The organism is Rhizobium sp. BK251 (assembly GCF_004345245.1).
GTDB lineage: Bacteria > Pseudomonadota > Alphaproteobacteria > Rhizobiales > Rhizobiaceae > Rhizobium.
The window spans coordinates 403,295-429,066 of sequence record NZ_SLUQ01000004.1 but is presented as its reverse complement, the minus strand read 5'-3'; the positions used below and the strand labels follow the sequence as shown (position 1 = coordinate 429,066).

The following is a 25,772-nucleotide window of genomic DNA, read 5'->3' as shown; positions in this document are numbered from 1 at the left end:
CGAAACACTTCCTATCAAGGAGGCAGTAGTGTTATCGCCTGGCAAGATTGTTACCGAATCCGACGAGGTGTGGGGCGAAGGATCGCGTCGTGAAGTCCTTGACTTCGATCGACTGATCTCGGTCGCCCGTCGCCAGTGGCGCATCGTCCTGGTCTCGGCGCTCGTCTTTGCCCTGCTTGGGGTGGTCTATATCCTGACGGCGGTGCCGAAATTCACCTCCGAAACCAGCGTCCTGATCGATCGCGGCACGAGCGGGCTCGTCAACGAGCTCTCCGATGCCGGCGTTTCCGTCGACGATGAAGGAACGGTCCTCAGCCAGGTCGAAATCCTGAAGTCGGATACGGTTGCACTTGCTGTCGTCGACAAGCTGAATCTGGTTAATGATCCGGTTTTCATGGCGCCGTCCGTGTCGATCTTCAGCCTCGTGAAATCGGTGCTGGATTTCAGGACATGGTTTGCCGATGCCGTGGAAGACGAGGCCGAGGCCAAGCGGCAGCGCGCCGCGGGCATTCTCCAGACCAACATGGCTGTCTCGCGCATTGGCCGCTCCTATGTGCTGTCCATAAGCTATACGTCGACTTCGCCGTCGCTTGCAGCGCATATCGCCGCCGGCCTTGCGGATGCTTATCTGGTCGACAAGCTCAATTCGAAGTACGACGCCACGCGCCGGGCCAGCGACTGGCTGCAGGAGCGCATCGACGAACTGAAGCAGAAGGCGCTGGACTCGGACCTGGCGGTGCAGAAGTTCAGGGCGGCAAACGGCCTCATATCGGCCAAGGAAGGCCTGCTCGTCAGCGACCAGCAGCTATCGGAGCTGAGCAGTGCGCTTATCGTCGCCCAGGCCGATACGGCCCGGGCAAGGGCGAAGTACGACCGCATCAAGGCGATTATCGATTCCGGCCGCACCGATGCGATCGTCACCGACGTGCTCGACAGCTCGATTTCGAACGATCTCCGGCAGAAATATCTCGAGGCCTCGAAGCGCGAGGCCGAAATATCGAGCCGTCTCGGGACGGAGCATGTGCAGGCCGTGCGCCTGCGCGGCGAAATGCAGGAATACCAGCGGCTCATGTTCGAGGAGCTGAACCGCATCGCGGAAAGCTATCAGAGCGAGCTTGATGTAGCACAGACGCGCGAGAAATCGCTGAGCGACAGCGTCTCCCAGGCCACCAATGTCTCAGCCAATGCGGGCGAGATGCAGGTGCAGCTCAGGGAACTCGAGCGGGCGGCAGAGACCTACAGGAACCTCTACCAGACCTTCCTGACCCGCTTTCAGGAAGCGACGCAGCAGCAGTCCTTCCCGATTTCCGAGGCGCGAATCATCACCGCGGCAACTGAGCCGCTGCGTCCGAGCTCCCCGCAGAAGCCCCTGGTTCTTGCGTTCTCGATCTTTCTCGGCCTTATTTGCGGCAGTGGCATCGGAGCCTATCGCGAATTCCGGGACCGCTTCTTCCGTACCGGCGAGCAGGTCCGCGACAGCCTCAATCTCGAATATCTGGGTCTTGCCCCGCTCGTCGATACGGCGGCGCTCTCGCTTCCGGCGACGACGATCGAGCATCCGCGCAGCCTGCGGCGCGTCAACGCCATTTCAAGCTATGTGGTCGATCATCCGCTTTCGGCATTTGCCGAGACGATGCGAAGCGCAAAGATCGCGATCGACCTCGATACCGGCGATCGGAAGAGCAAGGTCATCGGCATCGTGTCGAGCCTGCCGAGCGAAGGCAAGTCGACTATCGCGACGAATTTCGCAGAGCTGCTTGCCATGCAGGGCGCGCGCACGCTGCTGATCGATGCCGACCTTCGCAATCCAGGAACGACCCGCGCGATCGGCCGCCATGCGGAAGTCGGTCTGCTGGAGGCTCTCCTTGAGCACCGACCGATGAAGGAGCTGCTGCTGATCGACGAGAGGACGAAACTTGCGTTCATTCCGGCCGTCGTGAAGCGTCGCGTGCCGCATTCCTCGGAGCTCCTGGCTTCGGCGGCAATGAATGCACTGCTCGACGAGGCTCGCGCGATTTTCGACTATGTCGTTCTTGATCTTCCGCCGCTGGCTCCGGTCGTCGATGCGCGCGCCATCTGCTCGAGTCTCGACAAGGTGGTCTTTGTCATCGAGTGGGGTCGGACATCGCGCAAGATAGTCCGCAGCACGCTCTTCTCCGAACCCGACCTTGCCGAGAAATGCGCCGGCGTCATTCTCAACAAGGTCGATATTGAAAAGATGAAGCTCTACCGGGCCTATGGCTCGAGCGAATACTATTATTCGCGTTATTCCTCCTACTATCATGATGGCTGACGGACGACCCTTTCTTTCCACCCGCTCGATTCCCATCATCGTCTTCGCTCTTCTCACGGCCGCCTTCGCAGTGGCCGCGACGATGCAGTTGGGCGTGCTGGTCCGCTACGGTCACATGTCTGCGCTGGCTGAGCGGCTGGAGAAGAGCGAGAAGATATCCGAGCCGTTGATCCACAGCTATGCATTGCAGGCTGCCGACATTGTCACCGACGGGATCTGCACCTCGGACGTCGTCATGGCCGGTGCGACCGTGGTGCTCGCCGACCTGGACCGGCTGGATCCCGTTGCCGATTATGATCGCTGGGCCGCGGCCCTCGAGGCCGCCGATCGCTATTTCCGGCATGCCGTCTCCTGCTCACCCACCAATGGCAACTTCTGGCTCCGGCTGGCGATGGTAAGGCAGGCGGTCGCCGAGCGTCCCGAGGAGATAGCACGGCTGATGGAGCAGTCGGTTCGCTGGGCGCCGGCAGAGGCCGATATCCTCGTCGGGCGCTTGGTCCTCTGGAACAAGGTCGGTCCTGCGACGCTACTGGCCTCGAAGGCCTTGGTGCAGCACGATCTCGATACGCTGCTCCGTTACGGAGATTCGAGCGAGCTTGCGCCCGTAATTAGGACCGTGAGGAAGAACCTGCTGCCCTATGTCCATGCGATCGTGCTTCTCCTGCCTTCGGACAGGGTCGAGCTGCTCGCGAAGGCAGGTGTCAGCCTGAGCACGCTTCAGTAGCGCCTGCTCGTTAGGCAGCTGCGCATCGGGAGGACTATTGCGTCTCCCGATGCGGCGAGGATGAGCACGCCTAGTGCTGGTTGGTGCGCGTGTGCCAGCCCCAGGCTGAGCGGATGATGTCCGTGAGGTCGTAGCGGGGGACCCAGCCAAGCACCTGGCGCGCCTTGTCGTTGTTGGCGACGAGCGTGGTGGAATCGCCTTCGCGCCGACCGACATACTCCGTCGGGAAAGGGCGGCCTGAGACGTCGGCGATCGTGCCGATCAGTTCCTTGACCGTCGTGCCGGTGCCGGTGCCGAGGTTGAGCGCGACGGACTCGCCGCCGCCGAGAAGATAGTCGACCGCCCGCACATGGGCGTCCGCGAGATCAAGCACGTGAATATAGTCGCGTACGCAGGTGCCGTCGCGGGTCTCGTAGTCGGTCCCGAAGACCTTGAAGCCCGCGCGCCGCCCCAGCGCTGCCTCGATAGCTAGCGGGATGGCGTGCGTTTCGGGGGTATGCCACTCGCCGATGCGGCCCTCGAAATCGGCTCCCGCGGCATTGAAGTAGCGCAGGATAACAGAGCGCATGTCCTTGTAGGTGCCGTAGTCCTTCAGAACCTGCTCGATGATCCACTTGCTGCGACCATAGGGATTGATCGGTGCCTGGCCGTGCGTTTCATCCATCGGCACCCGTTCGGGCAGGCCGTAGGTCGCACAGGTCGAGGAAAACACGAAGCTGGTGATCCCCGCCGAAAGAGCAGCGGAGAGCAGCGTCAGCGAGCCGACGACATTGTTATCGTAGAAGCCGGCCGGATTCTTGACGGATTCGCCGACCTCGATCAGCGCCGCGAAATGCAGGACCGCGGCGGGACGATATTTCGCGAATACCTCGTCCAGGCGCTGCCGGTCACGGATGTCGCCCTGCTCCAGCGGACCCCATTTCACGAACTCGCCATGACCATTGGAGAGATTGTCGTAGACGACAGGCTCATATCCCTGGGATGCGAGCTGCAGGCAGGTGTGGGAGCCGATATAGCCAGCACCGCCAACCACGAGAACCGTTTTTTCAGACATCGATACCTCAATCTAAGACAGGGGGTTGTCTCCAGGCCCTGCGTCCGCCTGCGGGCACACAGACGGTGCCCCATGCGAACGAACGGCCGGCCCGATGAAGAGCCGGCCCTACCGGGTATCGTCAGCCAAATGCGCGGTCAAACACTTTCGACGCTGGTCGTGCCGATGCCGGTATATTTGAAGCCGTGGCGCAGGACCTCGTCCTTGCGGTAGATGTTGCGCAGATCGACGAGAACGGGGCTGCGCATCACCGATTTCAGGCGAGCCAGATCGAGCGCGCGGAACTGGTTCCACTCGGTCACGATCACCAGGGCGTCAGCGCCTTCCGCCGCCTCGTAGGGGCCTTTCGCATAGTCGACATCCTCGATGATCTTGCGGGCATTCTCCGTGCCCTCGGGATCGTAGCCGCTGACCCGCGCCCCGCCATCCTGCAGTGTTTGGATGATCGCAATCGCCGGGCTGTCGCGCATGTCGTCGGTGTTCGGCTTGAACGTCAGGCCGAGGACGGCGATTTTCTTGCCGCGGATCTCGCCGCCGACGGCCGCGATCACCTTCCGCCCCATGGCACGCTTGCGGTTGTCGTTGATCGATATGGTCGCCTCGATGAGGCGCAGTGGGCTCTCGTAGTCCTGTGCAGTCTTGGCCAACGCCAGCGTATCTTTCGGGAAGCAGGAGCCGCCATAACCCGGTCCGGCATGCAGGAACTTCGAGCCGATGCGGCCGTCGAGGCCGATGCCACGCGAAACTTCCTGGACGTTGGCGTCGACGCGCTCGCAGAGATCGGCAATCTCGTTGATGAACGTGATCTTCATCGCAAGGAAGGCATTGGCGGCGTACTTGATCAGTTCGGAGGTGCGTCTTGTCGTGAAGACCAGCGGTGCCTGGTTCAGATAGAGCGGCCGGTAAACCTCCGTCATGACATCGCGGGCGCGATCGTCATTCAGGCCGATGACGATGCGATCAGGCCGCTTGAAGTCCTCGATAGCTGCGCCTTCTCTCAGAAATTCCGGATTCGACACGACAGCGATATCGGCATTCGGATTTGCTTCACGCACAATGCGCTCAACCTCGTCGCCGGTTCCAACCGGCACGGTGGACTTCGTGACGAGCACGGTAAAGCCGGTTATGTGCGCGGCGATTTCGCGCGCAGCAGCATAGACATAGGAGAGGTCGGCATGTCCGTCGCCGCGACGGGAGGGCGTGCCGACCGCAATGAAGACCACGTCCGCGTCCTTGACGCTTGCTTCGAGGTCCTGGGAAAAGGCAAGCCGTCCGGACCTGGCATTCACCTCGACGATCTGGTCGAGGCCGGGTTCATAGATCGGGATGCGTCCCTGGCGCAGCGCCTCTATCTTTGCAAGATCCTTGTCGACGCAGATGACGTCATGACCGAAATCCGCAAAGCAGGCGCCGGACACGAGACCGACGTAACCCGAACCAATCATTGTAATACGCATGTCTTCCTCAACGGCCCGACTACAGCAGGTTATATTGCATTGCAGCAAACATCTTGGTAATAGTGTGTTTCAACAAAAAGACAATCGCTAAGATTCGCAAGTTGATTTTGTGCCGGCAGCATGATCGGAGGCGATAGTAAATCTACCGCATGGCGCCGAAAAGTCTTGTTTTATGCGTGTGGAGACGCGGCGGCGGCAAAGTAATAGTCAAGGTTGCGTTAGATGGGCAATGTTGATCCACTTTCCCGCGAGGTAATGCGTCAATATTAACCGTTCCGATGGCGGAATCTGCCGGTTTCCCGGCAATTGCGTCGTTCATTTCAAGGCAGCGCTACAGATGGCAAAAGTCACTGTGAAGTCGTCAATAATCGCATCGGTTTATTATCAGCCGGAGTCGAAATCGCTCGACGTGAACTTTATGGACGGTCATACGCGGATTTTCTATCAGATACCGGAATCGGTGGTTCACACCCTCGTCACATGCGATTCCCCGGGCACCTTCTACATGAGCAATATTCGCGGCGCCTATCCGCAACAGTAGGATTTGGGTCCGGAAATTCCCGCGCCGGCCGACAAGGCTTGGCTCCCGCCTCTGCTTCACTGATCATCTGTGACTTGAAATCCGAGGCATAACCGCCCTACATCGCTCTTGCCGCCTGATTTGCGCGCGCCCGGTACGGGCCTGCGACGGAGTCGTCAATGACCAACGATCGGATCACACATGCTTCAGCGCAATGAGGACGATGACCAGGCGCTGGTCGATCGCATGCAGCGCGCCGCGTTCCAGTATTTCCTCAATTTCACGAATCCCGACAACGGGCTCGTGGCAGACACGTCGATCAAGGGCAGCCACTGCAGCATCGCCGCGGTGGGCTTCGCACTTTCGAGCTATCCGGTGGCGGTTGAGCGCGGATGGATGGATCGCACCGCGGCCGCCGACCGCGTCGTCACCGCATTGCGCTTCTTCGCGGACAGCCACCAGGGCCGCGAGCGACATGCAAGCGGCTATCGCGGTTTCTACTACCACTTCCTGCATATGGATACCGGGCATCGGGCCTGGAACAGCGAGCTTTCGACCATCGACAGCGCGCTGCTCTTTGCCGGAATGCTCACGGCTGCCGCTTACTTCGACGGAGCCGAGGAGACGGAGCAGGAGATCCGCACGCTTGCATACATGCTCTACGGTCGAGCGGACTGGCATTGGGCGCTCCACGAGGGCGGGACGATCAGCATGGGGTGGAAGCCGGGAAGCGGTTTTCTGCGCTGGAGTTGGCAGGGCTATGACGAGGCGATCATACTCTATGTCCTCGCGCTTGCCTCCCCAACGCATCCGGTGACGGAAGCAAGCTATGCGGCCTTTGCTTCGACCTATTCCTGGATGCCATTCCAGGACGGCCACTATCTCTATGCCGGTCCGCTTTTCATTCATCTTTTCTCGCACGCCTGGATCGATTTCCGCGAAATCAGAGACCGGGCCATGGCGGAGAACGATAGTGACTATTTTCGCAACACGCAGCGCGCGATTGCCGTGCAGCGCGATTATGCGGAGCGTAATCCAGGCAATTTCCTAGGCTATAGCCGCGACATCTGGGGGCTCAGCGCCTCGGATGGGCCGCCGCCCGTCCGTCGCATGCGTGGATCGCGCCAGGCGAATTTCCTCGGTTACGCGGCCCGAGGCGCTCCCCTCGGTCCCGACGACGGCACGCTCGCACCTTGGGCGGCGCTTGCCTGCCTTCCCTTCGATCGCGAGGCGTCCCTCTCCGGCCTGAAGGCCTTGCTTTCAGCCTATCCCGACCTTCTCTATGACGGACGTTTCCCGGGCGGTTTCAACCCGACCGTCAAGAGTGCGCGCGTGGAAGGGTGGGTGGACGACCGGTGCGTCGCAATCGACCAGGGCTTGCTGGTGATGATGGTCGAGAACGAGCGTTCCGACCTGATCTGGAGCCTCATGCGGCAATCGCCGGTCATCAGGCTTGGCCTCGAGCGCGCCGGATTTACCGGCGGATGGCTTGCGGAACCTCTCGCGATCGAGAACGAGGAGACTGCGGCGCAGGCTAGCCGGTCATCCTGAAGATATGCGGCTTGCCGACCACTGACAGTTCGACCTCGTCGCCGACCGAGGGCAGCGAAATGCTCGAGCTCCTCACCATGAACGGTGGTTGCGACGCGGTTCCCGCACCGTTGCCTTCCAGCAGCGAAACCGTAACGGTGCATATCGCGCCGCCGAATTCTATATCCGAAATCGTGCCGTAGCAGCCGGACCGGCTTTCGCCGCCGACGGCCCGCGTCAGGCGGATCTGCTCGGGCCTCAGCATGATCTCGGCCCTGCCTCTCGTGCCGTCCGTATCCGCATCGAGGCGACCAAGGGCGCAGTCGACGAAGCCGTCGCCGAGTTCGGCCGGTAGAATGATGACGTCGCCGAGGAAGGCAGCCGTTTCCCGGTCGCACGGGCTGAGGTAGAGCGTCCGCGGCGGGCCGGCCTGTACGAGCCTTCCCTCGCGAAGCACGGCGACCTGATCGGCAAAGGAAAGCGCCTCTCCCTGGTCGTGCGTGACCAGGATCGTCGTTATGCCTGCAGCCTGGAGCACGCGGGCGACGGCCTTGCGCATGTTCTCGCGCAGGCCCGTGTCGAGGGCGGAGAAGGGCTCGTCCAGCAGCATGAGACGCGGCTTGCGGGCAAGAGCGCGAGCAAGCGCGACACGCTGCTGCTGGCCACCGGAAAGTTGATGCGGCCGCCGCTCGATCATCTCCCGATCGAGCTCGACCATCTCGAGCAGTTCCAGGACCTGCTTCCTTCGATCGGTCGCGCCGCGCGCGATCCCGAAGCCGATATTGTCGCCGACGCTGAGATGCGGAAAAAGTGCGCCATCCTGCGCTACGATCCCGATGCCGCGCCGATGGGCCGGAATTCCCAGCGGACCTTCCGCAAGGACCTCGCCGTCGAGCGAGACCTGGCCGCTGTCCGGCTGCTCGAAGCCTGCGACGATGCGCAGGAGCGTCGTCTTTCCCGAGCCTGAGGGCCCGACGATCGCAGTACGGCTGCCGCTTGCAATCTGAAGCTCGATGCTGTCGAGAGCAGCAACTGGTCCGTAGCGCTTGCTGATGCCCTTGATGGTCAGGAATGTCATTGACCGGCTGCCCGTTTGGATTGTGCGTAGAGCGTGAGAGTGAGCGGCAGCGACAGGACGACCATCAGGAAGGCATAGGGTGCCGCTGCGACATAGTCTATCTCGCTGGTCAGCGACCAGAATTTCGTGGCGAGCGTCTCGATGCCGTTGGGCGAAAGCATCAGCGTCGCCGTCAGCTCGTTGGTGATGCCAAGTGCCGCCAGCGCCACGCTCGCGGCAGCACCGGGAGCCGCAAGCCGCATGGTGATCTGCCGCGCGGCCTGGCCCGGGGTTCGCCCGAGCGCCATGGCGGCCCGCTCCAGCTCGACGGGAGCCTGCGCGATGCTGGCGCGAAGACCGACCATCGCCCGGGGCAGGAAGAGCAGCACATAGGCGACAAGAAGCGTTGCGAAGGTCTGGTAGAGCGGCAGGATGAGGCGGACCGTGATCGTCACCAGCGCAAGTGCGACGATTACGCCCGGAAGTGAGCCTACATAGTAGTGGCATGCCTCGAGGATGCGCTGTACGCGGCCGGGCGCACGCACGGAAAGCCATGCCATCGGTGCGGCCGCAATCGTCGTCAGGATGCCGCCCGCGACTGCGAGAACCATCGTCTGAACGAAGGCATTTCCGACCGTGTCGAGCCGCCAGGCACCGAGACCGCCAATCGCAAGCCAGCGCGCGAGCGTGACGAACGGAACGCCAAGTGTAAGTATCGCGGTGATGAGCGGGATCAGGAGGCAGGGCAGTGTCATTGCACCAAGCCGGCGCGGGGCCGCCGGTCGTGCGGCACCCGAGCCGACACGGGCGTAGCGTTCGTCGCCGCGCAACAGCACTTCGAGCGCAAGCAGGAAGAGGCAGCAGGCAACGAGCACGCCACCCAGCATGTTGGCGGCCGGGCTGTTGTAGGCGGACTGGAACTGGTCGACGATCGCGGTCGAAAACGTGTCGAAGCGGATCATGACGAAGAGGCCGTACTCCGCCAGCAGATGCAGCCCGATCAGCAGCGAGCCGCCGCATACGGCAAGCCTGAGCTGCGGCAGCACGGCGCGGAAGAATACCTGCCAGGGGCCGAGGCCGAGCGAAGCCGCCGCATCCTCGATCGCCGGGTCCAGGCGGCGGAGTGCCGCCGCGACGGGCAGATAGAGAAACGGGAAATAGGCGAGGACGGAGACGAAGACGCCGCTTGCGAGACCGTGCATGCCCGGCAGCAGGCTCACCCAGGCATAGCTGTGGACGAAGGCGGGAACTGCGAGTGGGGCGACGGCGAGCCCCGACCAGAAGCGCGCGCCGGGAATGTCGGTCCGTTCCGTCAGCCAGGCAAGCGCAACCGAAAGCACGATCGCGATTGGAATGGTGCACACTTCGAGCAGGACGGTGTTGATCAGGAGTTCGCCGACACGCGGGCGGAAGACGAGGGCGACCACCGTGTCCCAGCCGACATCGAAGGTAATCCCAATGATGAAACCGAGCGGGATAAGGCTGAGAAGCGAAACCAGGCCCGCAAGCACAAAGACAGGGCCGTAGCGAAGTCGGTTGCGCACCAGACCGATCACCGGGGCCGGCCTCGGACCCGTTGCACCACCGGTCGATGCAAGGAATGTGTTTTTCTGCAGCAAGGCCGGATTGCCTTTTATACGCCGGAACTGGAAGGCACCCGCCATGGGCGGTTGCCGGATATTCGAGATGCCGTACGTTTTTCTTGAGCCAAAAGCAATAGTTTTGGCCGGCCCGCGCCGCAGCGTGAGGGCTTAGAGAAGCCCTGCCGCGGTCATCAGATCGGTGACCTTCTTGCTGTTGAGCTTGGAGGCTTCGACCTTCGGCGCGTCGAGATCCGCGAGCGGCACGAGCTTCGGATTGGACTCCGCGCCGTTGCCGACGGCATATTCGTAGGAGTCGCCGTCCTTCAGGATCTGCTGGCCAGCCTTGCCGGTAACGAACTTGAGGAACGCCTGGGCGTCCTTCATGTGCTGGCTGGACTTCAGGATGCCGCCGCCGGAAACGCTGACAAAGGCGCCCGGATCCTCATTCTTGAAGTAGTGGAGAGCGACATTCTTGCTGTTTTCACCCGTCTTGGCCTGATCGCCGAACCAGTAGTAGTGATAGATGATCGCGCCTTCGATCTCGCCGGCGTTGACCGCCTTCATCGCAACGCTGTTGCCCTTGTAGGGAGTTGCGTTTTCCTTGAGTGCCTTCAGCCAGGCGGCGGTCGCCTCCTCGCCCTTGAGCTCCAGAAGCGCGCTGACGATGGCCTGGAAGTCGGCGCCAGCAGGTGCGGCGCCCCAGCGGCCCTTCCAGTTCGGATCGGCGAGGTCAAGCATGGATTTCGGAAGCTTGTCTTCGCTCAGCTTGGTCTTGTCGTAGGCAAAGACGGTCGTACGGGCGGCAACGCCGGTCCACATGCCGTCGGCAGGGCGATAGTTGTCGGGAAGCTGGGCCAGCGTATCGGCGTCGATGGGTGCGAAGAGGCCCGCGCCGTCGACCAGCGTCATCGCCGGGGAGTTCTCGGTCAGGAATACGTCGGCCGGGGAGGCATCACCCTCCTGGATGATCTGGTTGGCGAACTGCATGTCGCTGCCCTGGCGCATCGTCACCTTGATGCCGGTTTCCTTGGTAAAGGCATCGATCCAGGCGCGGCCGAGGCTTTCGTGCTGGGCGTTATAGACGACGATGCCCTCGGCATCCTGAGCATGGGCTGCGCCGGTGGCCAGCGACGTCGCTGCGAGAAGCGAGGCGGCAAGCGCAAATGCACGGGAAAGACGGCTGGGGAAATTTGTCATTAGGCCCTCCATGGCGGTTTCACCCGGGTCCCCAGGGTGATGGCAGCCCGTATATTTTTCTTGATTGCCGATTTCAAGTTTCGATTGTAAGCCCGCCATCACAAATACTTGAAAATATTGGTCAAGTTTAGAAGCGTTCTAGGTCTTCCGTCGCAGTATCGGTCTCGACAATAAGTGCCGGGCCATCTCCCAAAGCAAAAAAGAGGGCGATGACGCCATGGCGCATCGCCCTCCTTGCCGAAATGCGGCGATTATTCGACGTCGAACTTCACGCCCTGTGCCAGCGGAAGAGTCTTGCCGTAGTTGATCGTGTTCGTGGAGCGGCGCATGTAGGCCTTCCAGGCATCCGAGCCGGATTCACGGCCGCCGCCGGTCTCCTTCTCGCCGCCGAACGCTCCGCCGATCTCCGCGCCGGACGGGCCGAGGTTGACGTTGGCGATACCGCAATCCGAACCCTGCGCCGAGACAAAGGTTTCCGCCTCGCGCATATCGTTGGTGAAGATCGAGGACGACAGGCCTTGCGGCACGGCGTTGTGCAGTTCCAGCACCTCGTTGAAATCGCTGTACTTCATGACGTAGAGGATCGGCGCGAAGGTCTCATCGACGACCGGGCCGGTCTGCGACGACATCTCGACCAGCGCCGGGCGGACGTAGAAGGCATCGGCCGAACCGTTTTCAACGCGCTCGCCGCCAGTCACCTTGCCGCCGGCAGCCTTGGCCTGCCCGAGCGCCGACTGCATCTTGTCGAAGGCCTGCTTGTCGATCAGTGGACCGACCAGCGTGCCGGTTTCAAGCGGATTGCCGATGGTGACGGAACCGTATGCCTTCTGCAGCCGCGGCACGAGCTTGTCGTAGACGCTGTCATGGACGAACAGGCGGCGCAACGTCGTGCAACGCTGGCCGGCCGTACCCATGGCGGAAAACGCGACACCGCGCAGCGTCAGGTCGAGATCGGCCGTCGGGCAGATGATCGCGGCATTGTTGCCGCCGAGTTCAAGGATGGCGCGGGCGAAACGCTGCGACAGGCGGGGACCGACGGCGCGGCCCATGGCCGTCGAGCCGGTCGCCGACACGAGCGGCACCTTGGTGTGGTCGACGAGCACTTCACCGATATCGCGGCCGCCGATCAGCAGCGTCGAGAGGTTGGCTGGCGCCGAGCCGCCTTCGGCGACAAAGCGCTTCAGCGCCTTCTCGAACAGCGCCTGGACGGCAAGCGCCGTCAGTGGCGTCTTTTCCGATGGCTTCCAGGCGGTGGAATTGCCGCAGACCAGCGCCAGCGCCGCATTCCACGACCAGACGGCAACCGGGAAATTGAAGGCCGAGATGATGCCGACGACGCCGAGCGGATGCCAGCTTTCCATCATCCGGTGCTCGGAACGCTCGGTGGCGATCGTCAGGCCGTAGAGCTGACGGGAAAGACCGACCGCGAAGTCGCAGATGTCGATCATTTCCTGCACTTCGCCAAGGCCTTCGGAGGTGATCTTGCCGACTTCGATCGAGACGAGGCGGCCGAGCGCGACCTTGGCACTGCGAAGCTCCTCGCCGAGCAGCCGCACCAGCTCGCCGCGCTTCGGCGCGGGAACGGAGCGCCATTCGAGGAAGGCCTTGTGGGCAGCGTTGATGGCGGCCTTGGTCTCGGGAACCGTATGCTCCTTCAGGCGGCCGATTTCCTTGCCAGTGACCGGCGAGGTGACCGAAAGCGTGCCGCCGGAATAGCGGCCGGCATCGACGCCAAGGTTTTCGAGAAGCTTGGCCGTTTCGGTGGCCAGATCCAGGGTGGCGATGGTCATTGTCGTGTTTCCAACTCTATTGTTCTTAGAAGCGGGCATCGGCGAAGTGGGCGACCTGAGCGCCGGCTTCGTACCATATTTCCTTCAGCGCACGAAAGCTTGGCTCTTGCGGCGTGGTCACTGGCAACGGCATCTCGGCTTCCGAAAGCCTGTCGAGGATGTGATCGGCGAGTGTCTTGCCGAAAACCGTGCCCGGCGCAATACCCCGGCCATTGTAACCGGAAAAGCCGACGACGTTCTGCGCAAACTTGTGGAGGCGCGGCAGGGCGTTGTCGGTCATGCCGATCTTGCCGTACCACTCGGATTCGAATTCGACCGCGCCGATCTGCGGGAAAAGCTTCTTGAGCGACCGCTTCGCCCAGGCCCTGTGCACGGCAAGCCCGGTGTTGCGGAGCGCGCCGACGCTGCCGAAGACCAAGCGGCCGGCATCATCCATGCGGAAGGAGGAAAGAATCTCCTTCGTATCCCAGACGCCTTCGCGACCCGGCAGGATCGAGCGGCCGAGATTGTCGCCGAGCGGCACGGTGGCGAAATTGAAATAGGGCAGATGAACCTGCTCGGCGCGCACCTTCTCCCATGGCCCGGTGCTGTAGGCATCCGTTGCCACGATGATCCAGTCCGCCGCGACCTCGCCCCTTGGGGTCGTGACGGTCCAGCGGTTGCCGTTCTGTGTCGTCGAAACGACCGGGCTCCCGGCATGAAGGGTTGCGCCCGCCTTTGCGACGGCATGGGCAAGGCCGCGCGCATAGGCAAGTGGCTGCAGCGTGCCCGCCCGCATGTCGAGCAGCGAGCCTGCATAGGCATTGCCGCCGACGCGCCGCGCGGTCTCAGCTGCATCGAGCAACGTCACGGGCGCGCCGCGCGCACTCCATTGTTTCGCTCTCGCCTCGATTTCCTTGAGACCGTCGTCGCCGACCGCGCAGTGCAGCGTGCCGTTTTTCGCAAGCTCGCAGGCGATGTCGTGCTTCTCGATCAGCTCCATGACGAGGCGCGGCGCGTTACCGAGGAGGTCGAGAAGCCGCTCGCCGAAGACCGGTCCCAAAATACCGGGGAGGTCGTCGGGCATCACCCACATGCCCGCATTGATCAGCCCGACGTTGCGGCCGGCGCCCCCGAAGCCGAAGTCGACAGCCTCGAGCACGATGACGCGACTTCCCGCTTCAGCGAGATGCAAGGCCGCCGAAAGGCCGGTATAGCCTCCGCCGACGATGACGACATCCGCCGCCTGCGCGCCTTCGAGCGGCGGGGCTATGGGCGCGGGAGGCGCGGTCTTCTCCCAAAGGCCGTGGGAGCGGGGATCACTCAGCATTCGTCGGTCCTGTATCTTCAAACACGCCATTCTAGCGCCGCCCGCTCGCTTCAGGAAGCGGGCGGATCAGGCCACTGTCTTCAATTCGACGCCGGCAAGGCCGAGGGCCTCAAGTGCGGCACGAAGCGATTGCGCCTCGCGCTCGGCATAGAGGTCAAGCTCGTCGCTGACAGTTGCGCCAAGTGCTGCCTCGAAGGCTGCGCGATTGGAGCGCGTGGCGTAGTTCTGCTGCTGGTCGGTGCCGAGGTTCGACTGGAAGATGCCCGCAGCGCTGACCGGCAGGAAATCCTCGTAGACGATGGGGTCGAAGGCAACGTAGCCGCCGGCGATCAGGCTTTCGGTATTGTTCGGCAAAGCACCTCGGGCAGCCGCCGCAACGCCCTCGGTAGTTGCTGTGTAACGGAAGAACGCGAGCCCCTGGCGCCGCAACTCGTTCCAGCTGTCCGGCAATTCGCGGAAGCGGGCGGAAAGCTCGGTATCGTAGTCGCCGGCCTTGGCGCCGCTTGCTCCGACCTGTACCTCGCCACGCACCGAAGCGAGGAGCTTGTCATAGAGCGCGCGGCCCTTGCGTGTCAGCGCCACGCCACGCTGCTCGATCTCGCCGAAGCGGGCCGTATGCGTGCCGCGTGTGCCGTCTGCTTCGCCGAGGAAGCTGATCGGCTCCTCCAGCGCCTTGAAGCTCGTCTGCCGCAGCAGGATATCGCAGGCGCGGCGCGGCGGTCCCTCGATCACCGCCTTCGGCGTGATACCGCGCTCCGGCATGCGCCGTTGCACCATGTCGATATCGAGCGTCCTCGGCGTCAGGTGGTTGATATGCGGGCCCTTGAAGCTGACAACATCGGCAATCAGCCGGTGCGCGTCGTGCAGCCGCTTGTAAGTCTCGGCATCGACCGTCGCCTCGCCATGCCAGCGGAAGGTTTCGAGCGCTTCATTGACGAAATCTTCTGCCTCCTTGCCGGAAAGACCGCCCTGATGCTCATGCCGCTCGATCAGCTCGATGGCACGCGGCGTGAAGATCGAACGGCGGGCGAGGATCGCTTCCGCCTCGGCGCGTAGCGCTTCGTCCTCGATCAGTTCCAGTCGCAGAAGGGAGGTGAAGACGCGGAACGGATTGGCGCGTAGCGCCGCATCGGCGATCGGGCGGAAGCAGGTGGAATGCACCGGCACGCCCGCGACCGAGAGATCGTAGTAGCCGACCGCCTGCATGCCCATCACGGCAAAGAGCCTGCGCATCGTGTGAAGTTCGGCCGCCGTGCCGAGCCGGATCGCGCCATGGCGCTCGATGTCGATGCGGTCCAGTTCTCCTGCGTTTTCGAGCCGCCTGCGCATCTCGGGCTCGCGGGAGAGCACCTCGGCATTCACTTCCGCCACCAACTCCATCAGCGTGCCGTATTGCGGGACCTCGGTGCGGTACATCCGCGACATGGCCTCGGTGAAGAGCGAGCGGATATGATCCGTGGAGACATGCGCCGTCGAGATGGGGGCAGTAGACATCGAAGACTCCGATATTCATTCCATTTCATCAGGATAAGCGTCTTTACAGGGGCGCAATGCTGGTGAATATCGACATTTCTGAAACAGCTCATTCTCAAATGGAATGATCCATGCTTACTGCCCGGCGATTTCTGCCTTCGATTTCCCTGCTTGCCGCCTTCGAGGCGACGGCGAGGCTCGGCAGCGTGACGGCGGCGGCCAGAGAGCTCGACCTGACGCAGAGCGCCGTCAGCCGCCAGATCAAGGCACTGGAGGAGCAGCTCGGCGTCGAGCTCTTCGTCCGCGAGCGCCAGACGGTCCGCCTCACGCTGGCAGGCGACGCCTATGCCCGCGAGATCCGGGAGGCGCTGCGGCGCATCTCCAGCGCCTCGCTCAACCTGCGCGCCAATCCGCATGGCGGTACGCTGAACCTGGCGATACTGCCGACTTTCGGGACGCGCTGGCTCGCTCCGCGCCTCGGCCGGTTCCTGAGCGCCCATCCAGGAGTGACCATCAACCTCGTGACGCGGCTTTCGCCTTTCGACTTCCGCCTCGACTCGATCGATGCCGCGATCCATTTCGGCCATCCACACTGGCCGGGCGCGGAACTCACTTTCCTGATGTCGGAGCGGACGGTGCCGGCCTGCAGCCTCGCTTTCAAGGTCGAGCATTGTATCGAGACACCGAACGACCTGCTTTCCGTTCCGCTTCTCCACCTCACCACCCGGCCGGATGCTTGGGAGCGGTGGTTTGCCGGCAACGACGTCGTCTTTGAGAGCGTGCACGGGATGCTCTTCGACCAGTTCGCCATGGCGGCGCAGGCAGCGATGGCCGGCCTCGGCGTCGCGCTTCTGCCGACATTCCTGATCGGCGACGAACTCGGCCGCGGCGAACTTGTCGCCGCCGTCGACAGAGAGGTGGAGAGCAGCGAGCGCTATTATCTCGCCTCCTCGACGGAGCGGGCGGACTATGCGCCGCTCGCTGCCTTCCGCGACTGGATCGCCGCAGAGGCGGCCGCGGACATGTAGCGACAACGGAACGACTTGCTAAGGCAGCCGGCTTTCGACCATAGTGCGGCGTCTTGAAATCCTCTGCAGGTAAGTCCCATGAAGCCCATCTTCGTCCAGCTCCAATGCGCCCCCGGCAAGACCTATGAGGTTGCCGATGCCATCTACGAGACCGAGCTGGTCTCGGAGCTCTATTCGACCAGCGGCGATTACGACCTGCTGATGAAGGTCTACATCGAGGAAGGCCAGGACATCGGCAAGTTCATCAATGACAACATCGCCAGCATTCCGGGCATCGTGCGCTCGCTGACGACGCTCACCTTCCGCGCCTTCTGAGCCGAAGTAGAGCCGGTTAACCTTCCGCATCGGTCTTCGAGGCCCTTGGGCCCTCCATAAACTGCTTCTTAACGCCGGCGGTGCTCCTGTCAGCGACGGGTGCGGATTTCGTCGCGTTGCCCCGCGCAGCAGGAAGGTTGGCGATGACAGTGCTGGAAAGGCCGGCTCCGACAAGGCAGCAGAGTATCGCTTCGCGGCCGCTTGTCGTGCAGGTCGTTCGCCAGTTTCTGCCGAACCGCGGCGGGCTCGAGGATGTCGTTGCCAATCTCAGCCGCCAGTTGCTGGCGCGGGGCTATCGCGTGCGCGTGGTGACCTGCGATTCGCTGTTTACCGCGCGGAGCGTGAAGCTGCTGCGGCATGAGACCATCGATGGCATCGAGGTGGTGCGCATCCCCTGGTCGGGGTCGAGCCGCTATCCCTTGGCACCCCAGGTACTGCGACAGATCAGCGATGCCGACCTCGTCCATGTGCATGCGATCGACTTCTTCTTCGATGCCCTTGCCTGGACCCGTATGTGGCACGGCCGACCGATGGTCGCGACCACGCATGGCGGCTTCTTTCACACGCCGAAATACGCGGCGATCAAGGCTCTCTGGTTTAACAGCCTCACACGCGCCTCCGCCCGGTCCTATCGCCAGCTTGTCTGCTGCAGCAATTCCGATCATCGGCTCTTTTCCAGGATCGCCGGCGATCGCGCGGTCCTGATCGAGAATGGTGCGGACACCGAGAAATTCGCCGACGCCGCCTCGCGAGTGCCTGTCCGCCGTATTGTCACGATCGGCCGCTTCTCCGAAAACAAGCGGCTCGAGCGCCTGCTCGACGTGATGAAACGACTCGCGACCCGCGGGGAGAGCTGGCACCTCGACATCGTCGGGAGTGCTTCCGATCTCAGCGAGGCGGAACTTCACCGGGAAATAGCCGAGCGGGGATTACGGGGCAGCGTTTCTTTGCATGTTTCACCCGGCAACGACACCATTCGCGACATCATCGGCAAGGCTTCGCTCTTTGCCTCCGCGTCGGAATATGAGGGGTTTGGGCTTGTTGCCGTGGAAGCGATGAGCGCGGGGCTCCTCCCTGTCCTGCACGAAAACGAGGCCTACCGCAGCCTTGCCGAGAGGCACCGGCCGATCCGGCTCGCGAATTTTGGCGATGCGGAAGCCGCCGCCGGGGTACTCGTTTCCGCCTACGATGCTCTGGTCGCGGAGGGTAGTGCGCTTCGCCGTCAACTGACACAGGAAGCCGCAGCCTATTCATGGGACAGCGTTGCCGAGCGCTATGTGGCTGTCTACGAGGCCGCGTTGGCGGGTGTCGAGCGTTAGGTCGCTGTCTCGTAGATCTTGAGATGCGCCTTGGCGATCTCGCTCCAGTCCCGCGCACGCAATTCCCTGGCAAGGATCTCCGGCGACAAGATGCGCTCGACATCATTGTGGGCGATGCGCGTGATGGTGGCCGCGGCATCATCCGGCGCCTGCACCGGGTGCGTGACCACGGAGAGCCATTGCGGCGTCAGCTTCGAGTGGGTCGTCAGGACGCTGACGCCATGGTCGAGGCAGGCAAGGGCCGAACCGCGCTTGTTGGAGACTCCATCCGGGAAGGGCAGGAGTGCCAGCGTGGCCTCGCTCAGAGCAGTCGAGACATCCTCGGGCGGCATGTTCAGCCGCAGGCGGATCGCGTGCCTTTCGGCAGAGGCCTTCACCATGTCGACAAAGGTAGCGTCGGGTTCCACCAGCGCACCGATGATCTCTGCCTCGACCGGAACGGCCGCCGCGCGCAAGCGGGCGACGGTATCGAGGAAGAATTCGATGCCCTTGTTGCGCGAGATCTGGCCGAAATAGACAAGGCGCTCGACAGCCGGCTTGCCGGCCCGCGTCGAGGTTCTTGCGATGTTGTTGCCGATCGGCAGAACGGCAAGCCGGCGCGCCGCCAGGGGGAAGTAACTCCGGAACAGCGTCATCTCGTCCTGGTTGGAAAAGATGATCCGCCTTGAAAGAAGGGCGGTCGGAAGGAAGATCAGTTTCCGCAGCAGATTGAACAGGCGGAACTCGTGCAGCGTCACGAAGGTGTTCGGCAGGAGGAGGGGCAGGAAGCCCGGCGAGATCGAACGCCCGAGATGCAGCGAGGGATATTGCATGTGGAAGACCGTGCGCCGCTCCCTCCCGTATTTTCGTCTGACGGTGAGGAATTCGCTCCAGGACCACTGGTCAAGAAATTCGACGCGCGCTTCAGCGCCAGCGCGCTGCAGGGCTTCGGCCAGTCGTTCCGTGTAATCGGCGACACCGCACATTTCGCCTTTCGCAGAGGCGACCAAAAGAACAATTCTCAACCCGGATCACCACAGACGTCAGCGCGAGGATTGATGGACCATCGGCGGTCGCCGCTTAAGGTTCGGTAAATCGAACGAACGGCGCGGGCGGCAGGGTAAATGCATGGTGACGAATTTACCTGAATTTTCGAGTCGTCTTATGTGCAGAAACATTAAGTTTTCTCGAATAGAAGCGGGGTTCGGGGAAGATCTTGGCCGGCGACACGCTTGACGACCCGCAGCATCTGAGGACGAGACGGACCTTCCATGGCCAAGAGCATCATGGCGAATTCGGCACTGAACGCGGCAGCGGGCATGACCACGCTGCTGACCGGATTCTTCAGCTCCATCGTTGCCGCCCGCCTCCTGGGTCCGGAAGCGAACGGCATCATCGCCTTCTCACTGTGGCTGGTAACGACCGGCGCCCTCGTCGCAGAGATCGGGACCGGCATCACGCTGCTGCGCCTGCTGCCCCAGCTCAAGGTCCAGGGCTATTCGACTGCGGAGCGACGGGGCTTTGCGGCCTATCTGGTGCAGCCGACGATCATTTCCACGCTCGTCCTGCTTCTCGGCTACATCGCATTCTACTGGGAAGGCGAGAGGCTGCACTGGGCAACGAGCGCGCCGTCGATCATCTTCATCACCGGCGTCCTCTTCCTCGTCCAGTCGATCGGCGCCTATACGAAGAACTACCTGATCGGCGAGCAGCAGCTCGGCACGTTCTTCAGGCTCACCGTCGCAAGCTCCGTGCTGCAGATGGCGACGGTGCTGCTCGGTGCGATCTTCTTCGGCGTCGGCGGCGCGCTGACCGGCTATATTCTCGGCCAGGTGCTGATGTTCGCCTATACGCTCCGGATCGCCGCCGCCGCGCGCAATTCCTGCGGCATCGGTGTCTCCTACCTTGTCAGCACCTCCTTCATCCTGTCCCTGGAATACATAAACAGCTCGATCTTCCTCAATCGCATCGAGCTGCTGTTCCTGCAGAAATACTGGGGCGTCGAAGCCGTCGGCTTTTATGCAGTCGGGCTCTCGCTCGCCAATCTCGCTCTGCAGCTGCCGACCCAACTGAGTGGCAGCCTCCTGCCGTACTATTCCGAGAAGATGCACTCGCATGCGACGGGCCGGCTGCCGGTCAGCGTCTTCGAAGGGGTCGTGCGCAGCATTGCCTACATCACGCTGCCGATGAGTTTCGGCCTCGCGGCCATTTCCGGCAATCTCGTCGTTGCGATCTTCGGCCAGCCCTTCGAACCGAGCGGCGGCATGGTGGCGCTTCTCTCGCTCACCGCTGCTCCCTACGTCTTCATGCAGATCTGCACACAGTATCTGTATTCGATGGGCCGGATCCGCGAACGGCTCATCGTCGGCGGCATTGCAAGCGTCGTCATGGTGGTCGGCTGTCTTGCGGCCGTGCCGTGGTATGGCGGCGAGGGTGCCGCGGTCGTGCGTCTTGCAGCCTTTACCGTCATGTGCGGACTGATGGTCCGTCAGATGGAGTTCGAAGGCTCGATGCGCGGCATGTTCGTGACCATGCTCAAGGTCGGCGCAGCCTCCCTGCTTTCGGCCGGTGCCGCCTACGCATTCGTCCATCTGCTGCCGCATGTCGCGGGCCTTGCGGCCGCGATCATCGCCGGCGCGCTCGTCTATGTCGTGGCACTCCGGCTCTTCAATGCCGTGCCCGAAGAGGACATCACCGTCATGAAGGCGATCGCGTCGCGTCTGCCGAAAGCGGCGCACCCGGTTGCCAATCAAGCGCTGGCGCTGCTTGCGCCGCGCCGAGCCTGAAAGGAGACAGCGATGGCCGCCAAAGGCGCCGCCATTAGTGAGGGCGTGGAAAAGCGTGGGAAAGCTGCTGCGTTGCCGGTCACATTCGCCAGCACAGTCGGGCTATTCACGCCTTCGCAGGTGCCGGCCTCGACCGCCGTGCTTTTCCTCAGCCCCTGGGGTTTCGAGGAGATGTGCACGCGCAAGTTCTGGCGCATCCTTGCCGAAAACCTCGCCGATTGCGGTATCCCGAGCCTGCGCTTCGACTATGCGGGCACGGGCGACGCACTCGATGTGTCCGACTATTCCGCCGGGCTGGACGTCTGGCGCGGCACCGCAATCGATGCAGCCAGGCTGCTGCGCTCGCTCTCCGGCTGCAAGCGCCTCATCCTTGTCGGCCAGGGACTCGGCTGCGCGATTGCCTCCGACCTCGCCCCGCGTCTCGATGACGTCGCAGGTATCGCCTTCCTCGCTCCCGTCGTTTCCGGCCGGCACTATCTGCGGGAGCTTTCCATTTGGTCGAAGATGGTCGATGAAAGCATTGGTCTTGCGGAAAACCAGCGGGAGACGGGTGGTGTCTCCGTTGCGGGGCTCAGGATGCCGGATGCGATCGCCGCCTCCGTTCGCAAGCTTGATCTTCTTTCCACCGATAAGCTTCCGGCTGCCGATTGCCTGGTCGTGGAACGTACCGACCGACCCTCGGACCGCGGTCTTGCAAGCCACCTCGAGGCCCTCGGCGCAAGGGTTACCTCGATCGAATACAAGGGCTACGGCGATCTCGTCTCCAATCCGTCGATTGCCGCGATGCCGCTCGAGACCGGCGCCGGCGTGGTCGAATGGGCGCAATCCATTGCAGTGCAGGCGGTGCCGGCCCACGTCGCGGGCAGTGCTGTCACGAGGCCGCTCGCGCTTGTCGGGGATGGTTTTTCTGAAACGCCGCTGCGTTTCGGCAAGGCAAACCGCCTCTTCGGCGTTCTATGCGAACCGGCCGGCCCGAGGCGTGGAGCCACTGTCATCTTGCTCACCACCGCCTATGACCGCCATGCCGGCTGGGGGCGCTCGTCGGTCCTGATCGCGCGGCAGCTGGCGCTGGAAGGTATCGCCTCGCTGCGCTTCGACAATGCCAATGTCGCCGATAGCCCTCCCAATCCGGCTGCGCCGGATCAGGTCCTCTATGCGAGCGAGCAGAACGGGGAAATCACCGAGGCCTTTGACCTGCTCGAGGCGCGCAACCTCCTGCCGGCCATGCTCGTCGGCCGTTGCAGCGGCGGTTATCTCGCTTTCCAGGGCAGCGTCATGGACCCTCGCACCAATGGTCTGGTCGCGGTCAATCCTTACGTGTTCCATTGGGACGAGACGCGATCGGTGGAAGATTCACTGCGCGCTGCACCGCGCTCGCTCGAGACCTACGGCCAGAAGTTCCTCCAGCTCGAAACGCTGAAGCGCCTGTGGCGCGGCACGATCGATGCGAAGACAGCGGCGCGCAATATCGTCAAGGTCGCAGTCCGGCGTTTTGCACGACTCCGTCGTCCGTTCCTCGACACTTTCGCGTTCCTCTCGAAAGAACGCAGTGCGATCATGGGCAGCTTCCAGCTGCTTGCGGCGCGCAAGGTGCGCGTATCGCTGATCTACAGTGCTCATGACGTCGGGCTAGAGCAGTTCAGCCTTCATTTCGGCCCTGAAGGCGCAGGGCTGCGGCGTTTTTCGAACACCCGCTTCACGCTCGTTCCCGATGCCGATCACAATCTGACGCAGGCCCATGCCCAGGCGATCTATCTGAACGAAGTCCGCGCCATGTCACTCCGCATCGGCGCCGGGCACGAGGCTGCGGTGAGCGAGGCGCCGAGCACCGTCATATCTCGAAGATACGCGCGCTAGCGAGAGTCCTGACCTGCCCAGTGGGCGCAGCGTCCGGCTGCGTCTCCGGCCTGCGGAGCAACTCGATCCGTTTCACGGTGCCCGGCGCCAGGTGGAACCAGTCGTCGGCAGGGCGATAGCCTTCCACATCGACATGCACCGATTGCGCCAGCTTTTCGGTCCTGACATCGAGGAACCAGGTCTCGCCCTCGCACGAAAGCGACGTTTCGAGAGGCGTGTCGTGCAGGGCCTCCGCACGGCCCAGCGGAAAGTAAAACGCCTCGGCCACCACAGTTCGTGTGACCAGCGAATGCAGGCGCGCGATGGTCACGTCGTGCGAAGGCGGGCCGAAGCGGAAGGCGTAGGTGGTGTCGAAAAAGGCGCCGAAGAGATCGGTGCTGGCCAGCTTTTCCTTGGTCCTCGGCGCCAGCGAGAGTTCCCGCCTGCCGCTGACGACCTGCTGCTGGCCGGCCCTGAGGCAGACGATTTCCAGCTCGGCATCGAGCGGATCGGCACTCTCGTTGATGACATGGATGTCTAGGCCGTTTGTTCCTTCATCGCTCAGGAGTACTTGCTGCGGTCGGAAGGCTCGGCGCATCGCGTACCAGGCGGGTTTGGGCTCGCCGGTCGAGTCGATAATTCCCCAGCCCGGGCCGGGCAGAAGGTCCTGCAGCGTCCAGACCAAGGCCCCGTTGCAGCTCGATCCGTCGCGGCGCCACTCGGCATAGACTGCCTCGATGACTTCGGCCGTCACGGCGCGGGAAAAGTCCAGATAACGAGGCCCTTCCTGGCGCCGCAGGCGGGCGGGATCGAGGCCATAGAGGTCCTGGAGATAGTGGTCGCGGATATCCTCGAAATCCCAGGATGCGCCGCGGTCGCGGGGCACGCGTGCCTTCCATAGCGGGCTATGCACGGCTGGCGCGGCAAGGTGGCGGTCGAGGGTGCGCTGCTGCGGCACGTGGGCGAAGGCCACGCTTTCTGCGGCGAAGCGCACCTCGGCGCGACGGACATCCTCCAGCGGCCGGCAATAGGCACCGACGCCGTAATAGTGCGTCACGCCCGCATTCGGCGAGAACGGCATCGCGCCGCCATAGGGCGAGTTCGGCACGTAGGGAACATCGGAGCGCAGTCGCCCGGCAATTTCCGGCAGGATTTCGTCCGGAATCGCACCGCCCCAGAATTGCGCGGGCAGGCCGAACATCGCCGCCTGCTGATGGATTTCGCTGCCGCCGCAGAGGACGGCTAGGGAAGGCGACGGCCGGACTGCTTCGAGGAACTGTTCCGCCTCCGCCTGGACATGACCGAGAAAGGCCCGGTCGGTCTTTGGATAGTCGAAGTTGGCAAACATGAAGTCCTGCCACACCAGAAGCCCGAGTTCGTCGCAGAGCCGATAAAAGTCCGGCGTCTCATAGGCCATCGTGCCGCCGACGCGGATCATGTTCATGCCGGCGGCCGCGGCAAGCTCCAGCCATCGCGCGTAGTCCTCGCGACCGCCCGGCAAGCCCACGATATCCGGTGTCGTCCAGACCGCACCGCGGCAGAAGACCCGCTCGCCGTTGATGAGGAGGGCGAAGTCCTGCCCGTCGGCGCCGGTATCGACGGCGATGTGACGGAAGCCGGTGCGTCCGACGAAATGCTCCTCCCCGTCGACGACCAGCGTCACGTCGTGGAGCCGCGGCGTGCCGTGGGTATGCGGCCACCAGAGTGCGGCCTCAGGCAACTTCAGGATCGCGGAATACTGGCCGTCGCCGATCCTTTCGAAGCTTTGCTGCCGGTCGTCGCAGCGCAATATGAGCGTGGGGTCCTCGCGTCCGGTACGCAGCGACATGTAGAGGCAGCGCTCGCCTTCGTCGGTCACCACGGCGCGCCAGCTGAGCTGGCGGAGCACCTCCGGGCCGGAGCGCAGAACCGTGACCGGCCGCCACGGGCCAACGGCGTCAATCTCGGGGCACCAACCCGGCATGTGACCGAGCAGCGTCGTGCGCACGGTGCGCAGTCCCTGCGGGGTGATCATCTGAGGCCGCCAGCGGGCGCGCGGGCCGGGTTCGGCAAGGCGTGGCTCCAGGGCGCGAAAGCAAAGGACCAGATCGTCACCGCCGGCGAGGGTGACCGGCACCTCATGGCTCATGAACATGCTCTCGGAGGAGAGAATGAGCTGGCCGTTCAGGAAGACCTCGCAAAGGGTCGCGAGCCCCCGGAAGCGAAGCACAGCCTCGCCCGCCTGCTCGTCGAAGAGCCGGCAGAAATACCAGGCATCCTTGCCGTTCAGCGGTTCGGGATTGTCCCGGTCGAATTGTCCGGCCCGCTCCAGCGCGGCCGCAACCGTTCCCGGCACCGGCGCTGGAATGAACTGGGACGACAAAGGCACGTCAGCCGGCAGGGCGCAGGCGCCTGCCTCCGTCAGGACGAGGTTCCATCCCTCCGTCAGCGCAGTCTCCGTCGCGCCGATCTCTGTCGCATTCCCCCACATCGCCATACTCCCGCCTTCTGCGTCGCGCGCAATTCAGCGCGCAAAGGACGCA

18 protein-coding genes are annotated in these 25,772 nt (G+C 63.1%); 8 read left to right on the top strand and 10 right to left on the bottom strand.

The window, feature by feature from the left end:
* Positions 1 to 28: 28 nt before the first annotated feature.
* Entirely contained in the window at positions 29 to 2,293 is a 2,265-nt protein-coding gene (locus tag EV286_RS12015) for a polysaccharide biosynthesis tyrosine autokinase (protein ID WP_132957298.1), read from the top strand.
* Complete coding sequence (locus EV286_RS12010; RefSeq protein WP_165932829.1) at positions 2,286 to 3,017, top strand: hypothetical protein; 732 nt, start codon at positions 2,286 to 2,288, stop codon at positions 3,015 to 3,017. Before EV286_RS12015 ends, EV286_RS12010 begins: the two co-directional genes overlap by 8 nt.
* A 70-nt stretch (positions 3,018 to 3,087) precedes the next feature.
* Here the strand turns inward: EV286_RS12010 and galE are convergent, their stop codons facing one another.
* Positions 3,088 to 4,071: a UDP-glucose 4-epimerase GalE gene (galE, locus tag EV286_RS12005; protein ID WP_132957294.1), complete on the bottom strand. Its 984-nt coding sequence runs from the start codon at positions 4,069 to 4,071 to the stop codon at positions 3,088 to 3,090.
* A gap of 137 nt (positions 4,072 to 4,208) precedes the next feature.
* Positions 4,209 to 5,528, bottom strand: coding sequence for a UDP-glucose/GDP-mannose dehydrogenase family protein (locus tag EV286_RS12000; protein ID WP_132957293.1), 1,320 nt, complete (start codon positions 5,526 to 5,528; stop codon positions 4,209 to 4,211).
* Positions 5,529 to 6,249: 721 nt separating this feature from the next.
* Between EV286_RS12000 and EV286_RS11990 the strand changes: the two genes are divergently transcribed.
* Positions 6,250 to 7,599 (top strand): glucoamylase family protein, encoded by a 1,350-nt coding sequence (locus EV286_RS11990; protein WP_132957290.1) that lies wholly within the window; start codon positions 6,250 to 6,252, stop codon positions 7,597 to 7,599.
* Here the strand turns inward: EV286_RS11990 and EV286_RS11985 are convergent.
* The 6 genes from EV286_RS11985 to EV286_RS11960 all read right to left on the bottom strand — a co-directional run bounded on the left by EV286_RS11985 (position 7,583) and on the right by EV286_RS11960 (position 16,008).
* Complete coding sequence (locus EV286_RS11985; protein ID WP_132957289.1) at positions 7,583 to 8,656, bottom strand: ABC transporter ATP-binding protein; 1,074 nt, start codon at positions 8,654 to 8,656, stop codon at positions 7,583 to 7,585. The genes EV286_RS11990 and EV286_RS11985 overlap by 17 nt on opposite strands.
* Entirely contained in the window at positions 8,653 to 10,299 is a 1,647-nt protein-coding gene (locus EV286_RS11980) for an iron ABC transporter permease (RefSeq protein WP_132957288.1), read from the bottom strand. Before EV286_RS11980 ends, EV286_RS11985 begins: the two co-directional genes overlap by 4 nt.
* An 87-nt stretch (positions 10,300 to 10,386) precedes the next feature.
* Positions 10,387 to 11,415: an iron ABC transporter substrate-binding protein gene (locus EV286_RS11975; RefSeq protein WP_132957287.1), complete on the bottom strand. Its 1,029-nt coding sequence runs from the start codon at positions 11,413 to 11,415 to the stop codon at positions 10,387 to 10,389.
* A 251-nt stretch (positions 11,416 to 11,666) separates the two neighbouring features.
* Entirely contained in the window at positions 11,667 to 13,205 is a 1,539-nt protein-coding gene (locus tag EV286_RS11970; RefSeq protein ID WP_132957285.1) for an aldehyde dehydrogenase family protein, read from the bottom strand.
* Between the two features lie 25 nt (positions 13,206 to 13,230).
* Positions 13,231 to 14,514, bottom strand: coding sequence for an FAD-binding oxidoreductase (locus EV286_RS11965; RefSeq protein WP_132957283.1), 1,284 nt, complete (start codon positions 14,512 to 14,514; stop codon positions 13,231 to 13,233).
* 66 nt (positions 14,515 to 14,580) lie between these two features.
* The gene (locus EV286_RS11960) at positions 14,581 to 16,008 is read right to left on the bottom strand and encodes a VOC family protein (RefSeq protein ID WP_132957281.1); all 1,428 of its coding nucleotides are present in this window, start codon (positions 16,006 to 16,008) and stop codon (positions 14,581 to 14,583) included.
* Positions 16,009 to 16,118: 110 nt separating this feature from the next.
* On the opposite strand from EV286_RS11960, the gene EV286_RS11955 reads away from it, so the two are divergent.
* From EV286_RS11955 to EV286_RS11945, 3 genes are all read left to right on the top strand, one after another.
* Positions 16,119 to 17,015 carry a LysR substrate-binding domain-containing protein gene (locus EV286_RS11955; protein ID WP_132957279.1) on the top strand — a complete coding sequence of 299 codons (897 nt, stop codon included), beginning with the start codon at positions 16,119 to 16,121 and terminating at the stop codon, positions 17,013 to 17,015.
* A gap of 78 nt (positions 17,016 to 17,093) precedes the next feature.
* The gene (locus tag EV286_RS11950) at positions 17,094 to 17,330 is read left to right on the top strand and encodes an Lrp/AsnC ligand binding domain-containing protein (RefSeq protein ID WP_132957277.1); all 237 of its coding nucleotides are present in this window, start codon (positions 17,094 to 17,096) and stop codon (positions 17,328 to 17,330) included.
* 143 nt (positions 17,331 to 17,473) lie between these two features.
* Positions 17,474 to 18,649: a glycosyltransferase family 4 protein gene (locus EV286_RS11945; RefSeq protein ID WP_132957275.1), complete on the top strand. Its 1,176-nt coding sequence runs from the start codon at positions 17,474 to 17,476 to the stop codon at positions 18,647 to 18,649.
* Here the strand turns inward: EV286_RS11945 and EV286_RS11940 are convergent.
* The gene (locus tag EV286_RS11940; protein WP_132957274.1) at positions 18,646 to 19,653 is read right to left on the bottom strand and encodes a glycosyltransferase; all 1,008 of its coding nucleotides are present in this window, start codon (positions 19,651 to 19,653) and stop codon (positions 18,646 to 18,648) included. The genes EV286_RS11945 and EV286_RS11940 overlap by 4 nt on opposite strands.
* 246 nt (positions 19,654 to 19,899) lie before the next feature.
* Here EV286_RS11940 and EV286_RS11935 point away from each other — a divergent pair, with 246 nt between their 5' ends.
* A complete protein-coding gene (locus EV286_RS11935) occupies positions 19,900 to 21,414 on the top strand; it encodes a polysaccharide biosynthesis C-terminal domain-containing protein (RefSeq protein ID WP_132957273.1) in 1,515 nt (504 codons plus the stop codon).
* Positions 21,415 to 21,426: 12 nt separating this feature from the next.
* On the top strand, positions 21,427 to 23,271 hold the full coding sequence (locus EV286_RS11930; protein WP_207909805.1) for an alpha/beta fold hydrolase: 1,845 nt from the start codon (positions 21,427 to 21,429) through the stop codon (positions 23,269 to 23,271).
* Here the strand turns inward: EV286_RS11930 and EV286_RS11925 are convergent.
* Positions 23,246 to 25,720, bottom strand: coding sequence for a glycoside hydrolase family 2 protein (locus EV286_RS11925; protein ID WP_132957272.1), 2,475 nt, complete (start codon positions 25,718 to 25,720; stop codon positions 23,246 to 23,248). The genes EV286_RS11930 and EV286_RS11925 overlap by 26 nt on opposite strands.
* Between the last annotated feature and the right edge of the window lie 52 nt (positions 25,721 to 25,772).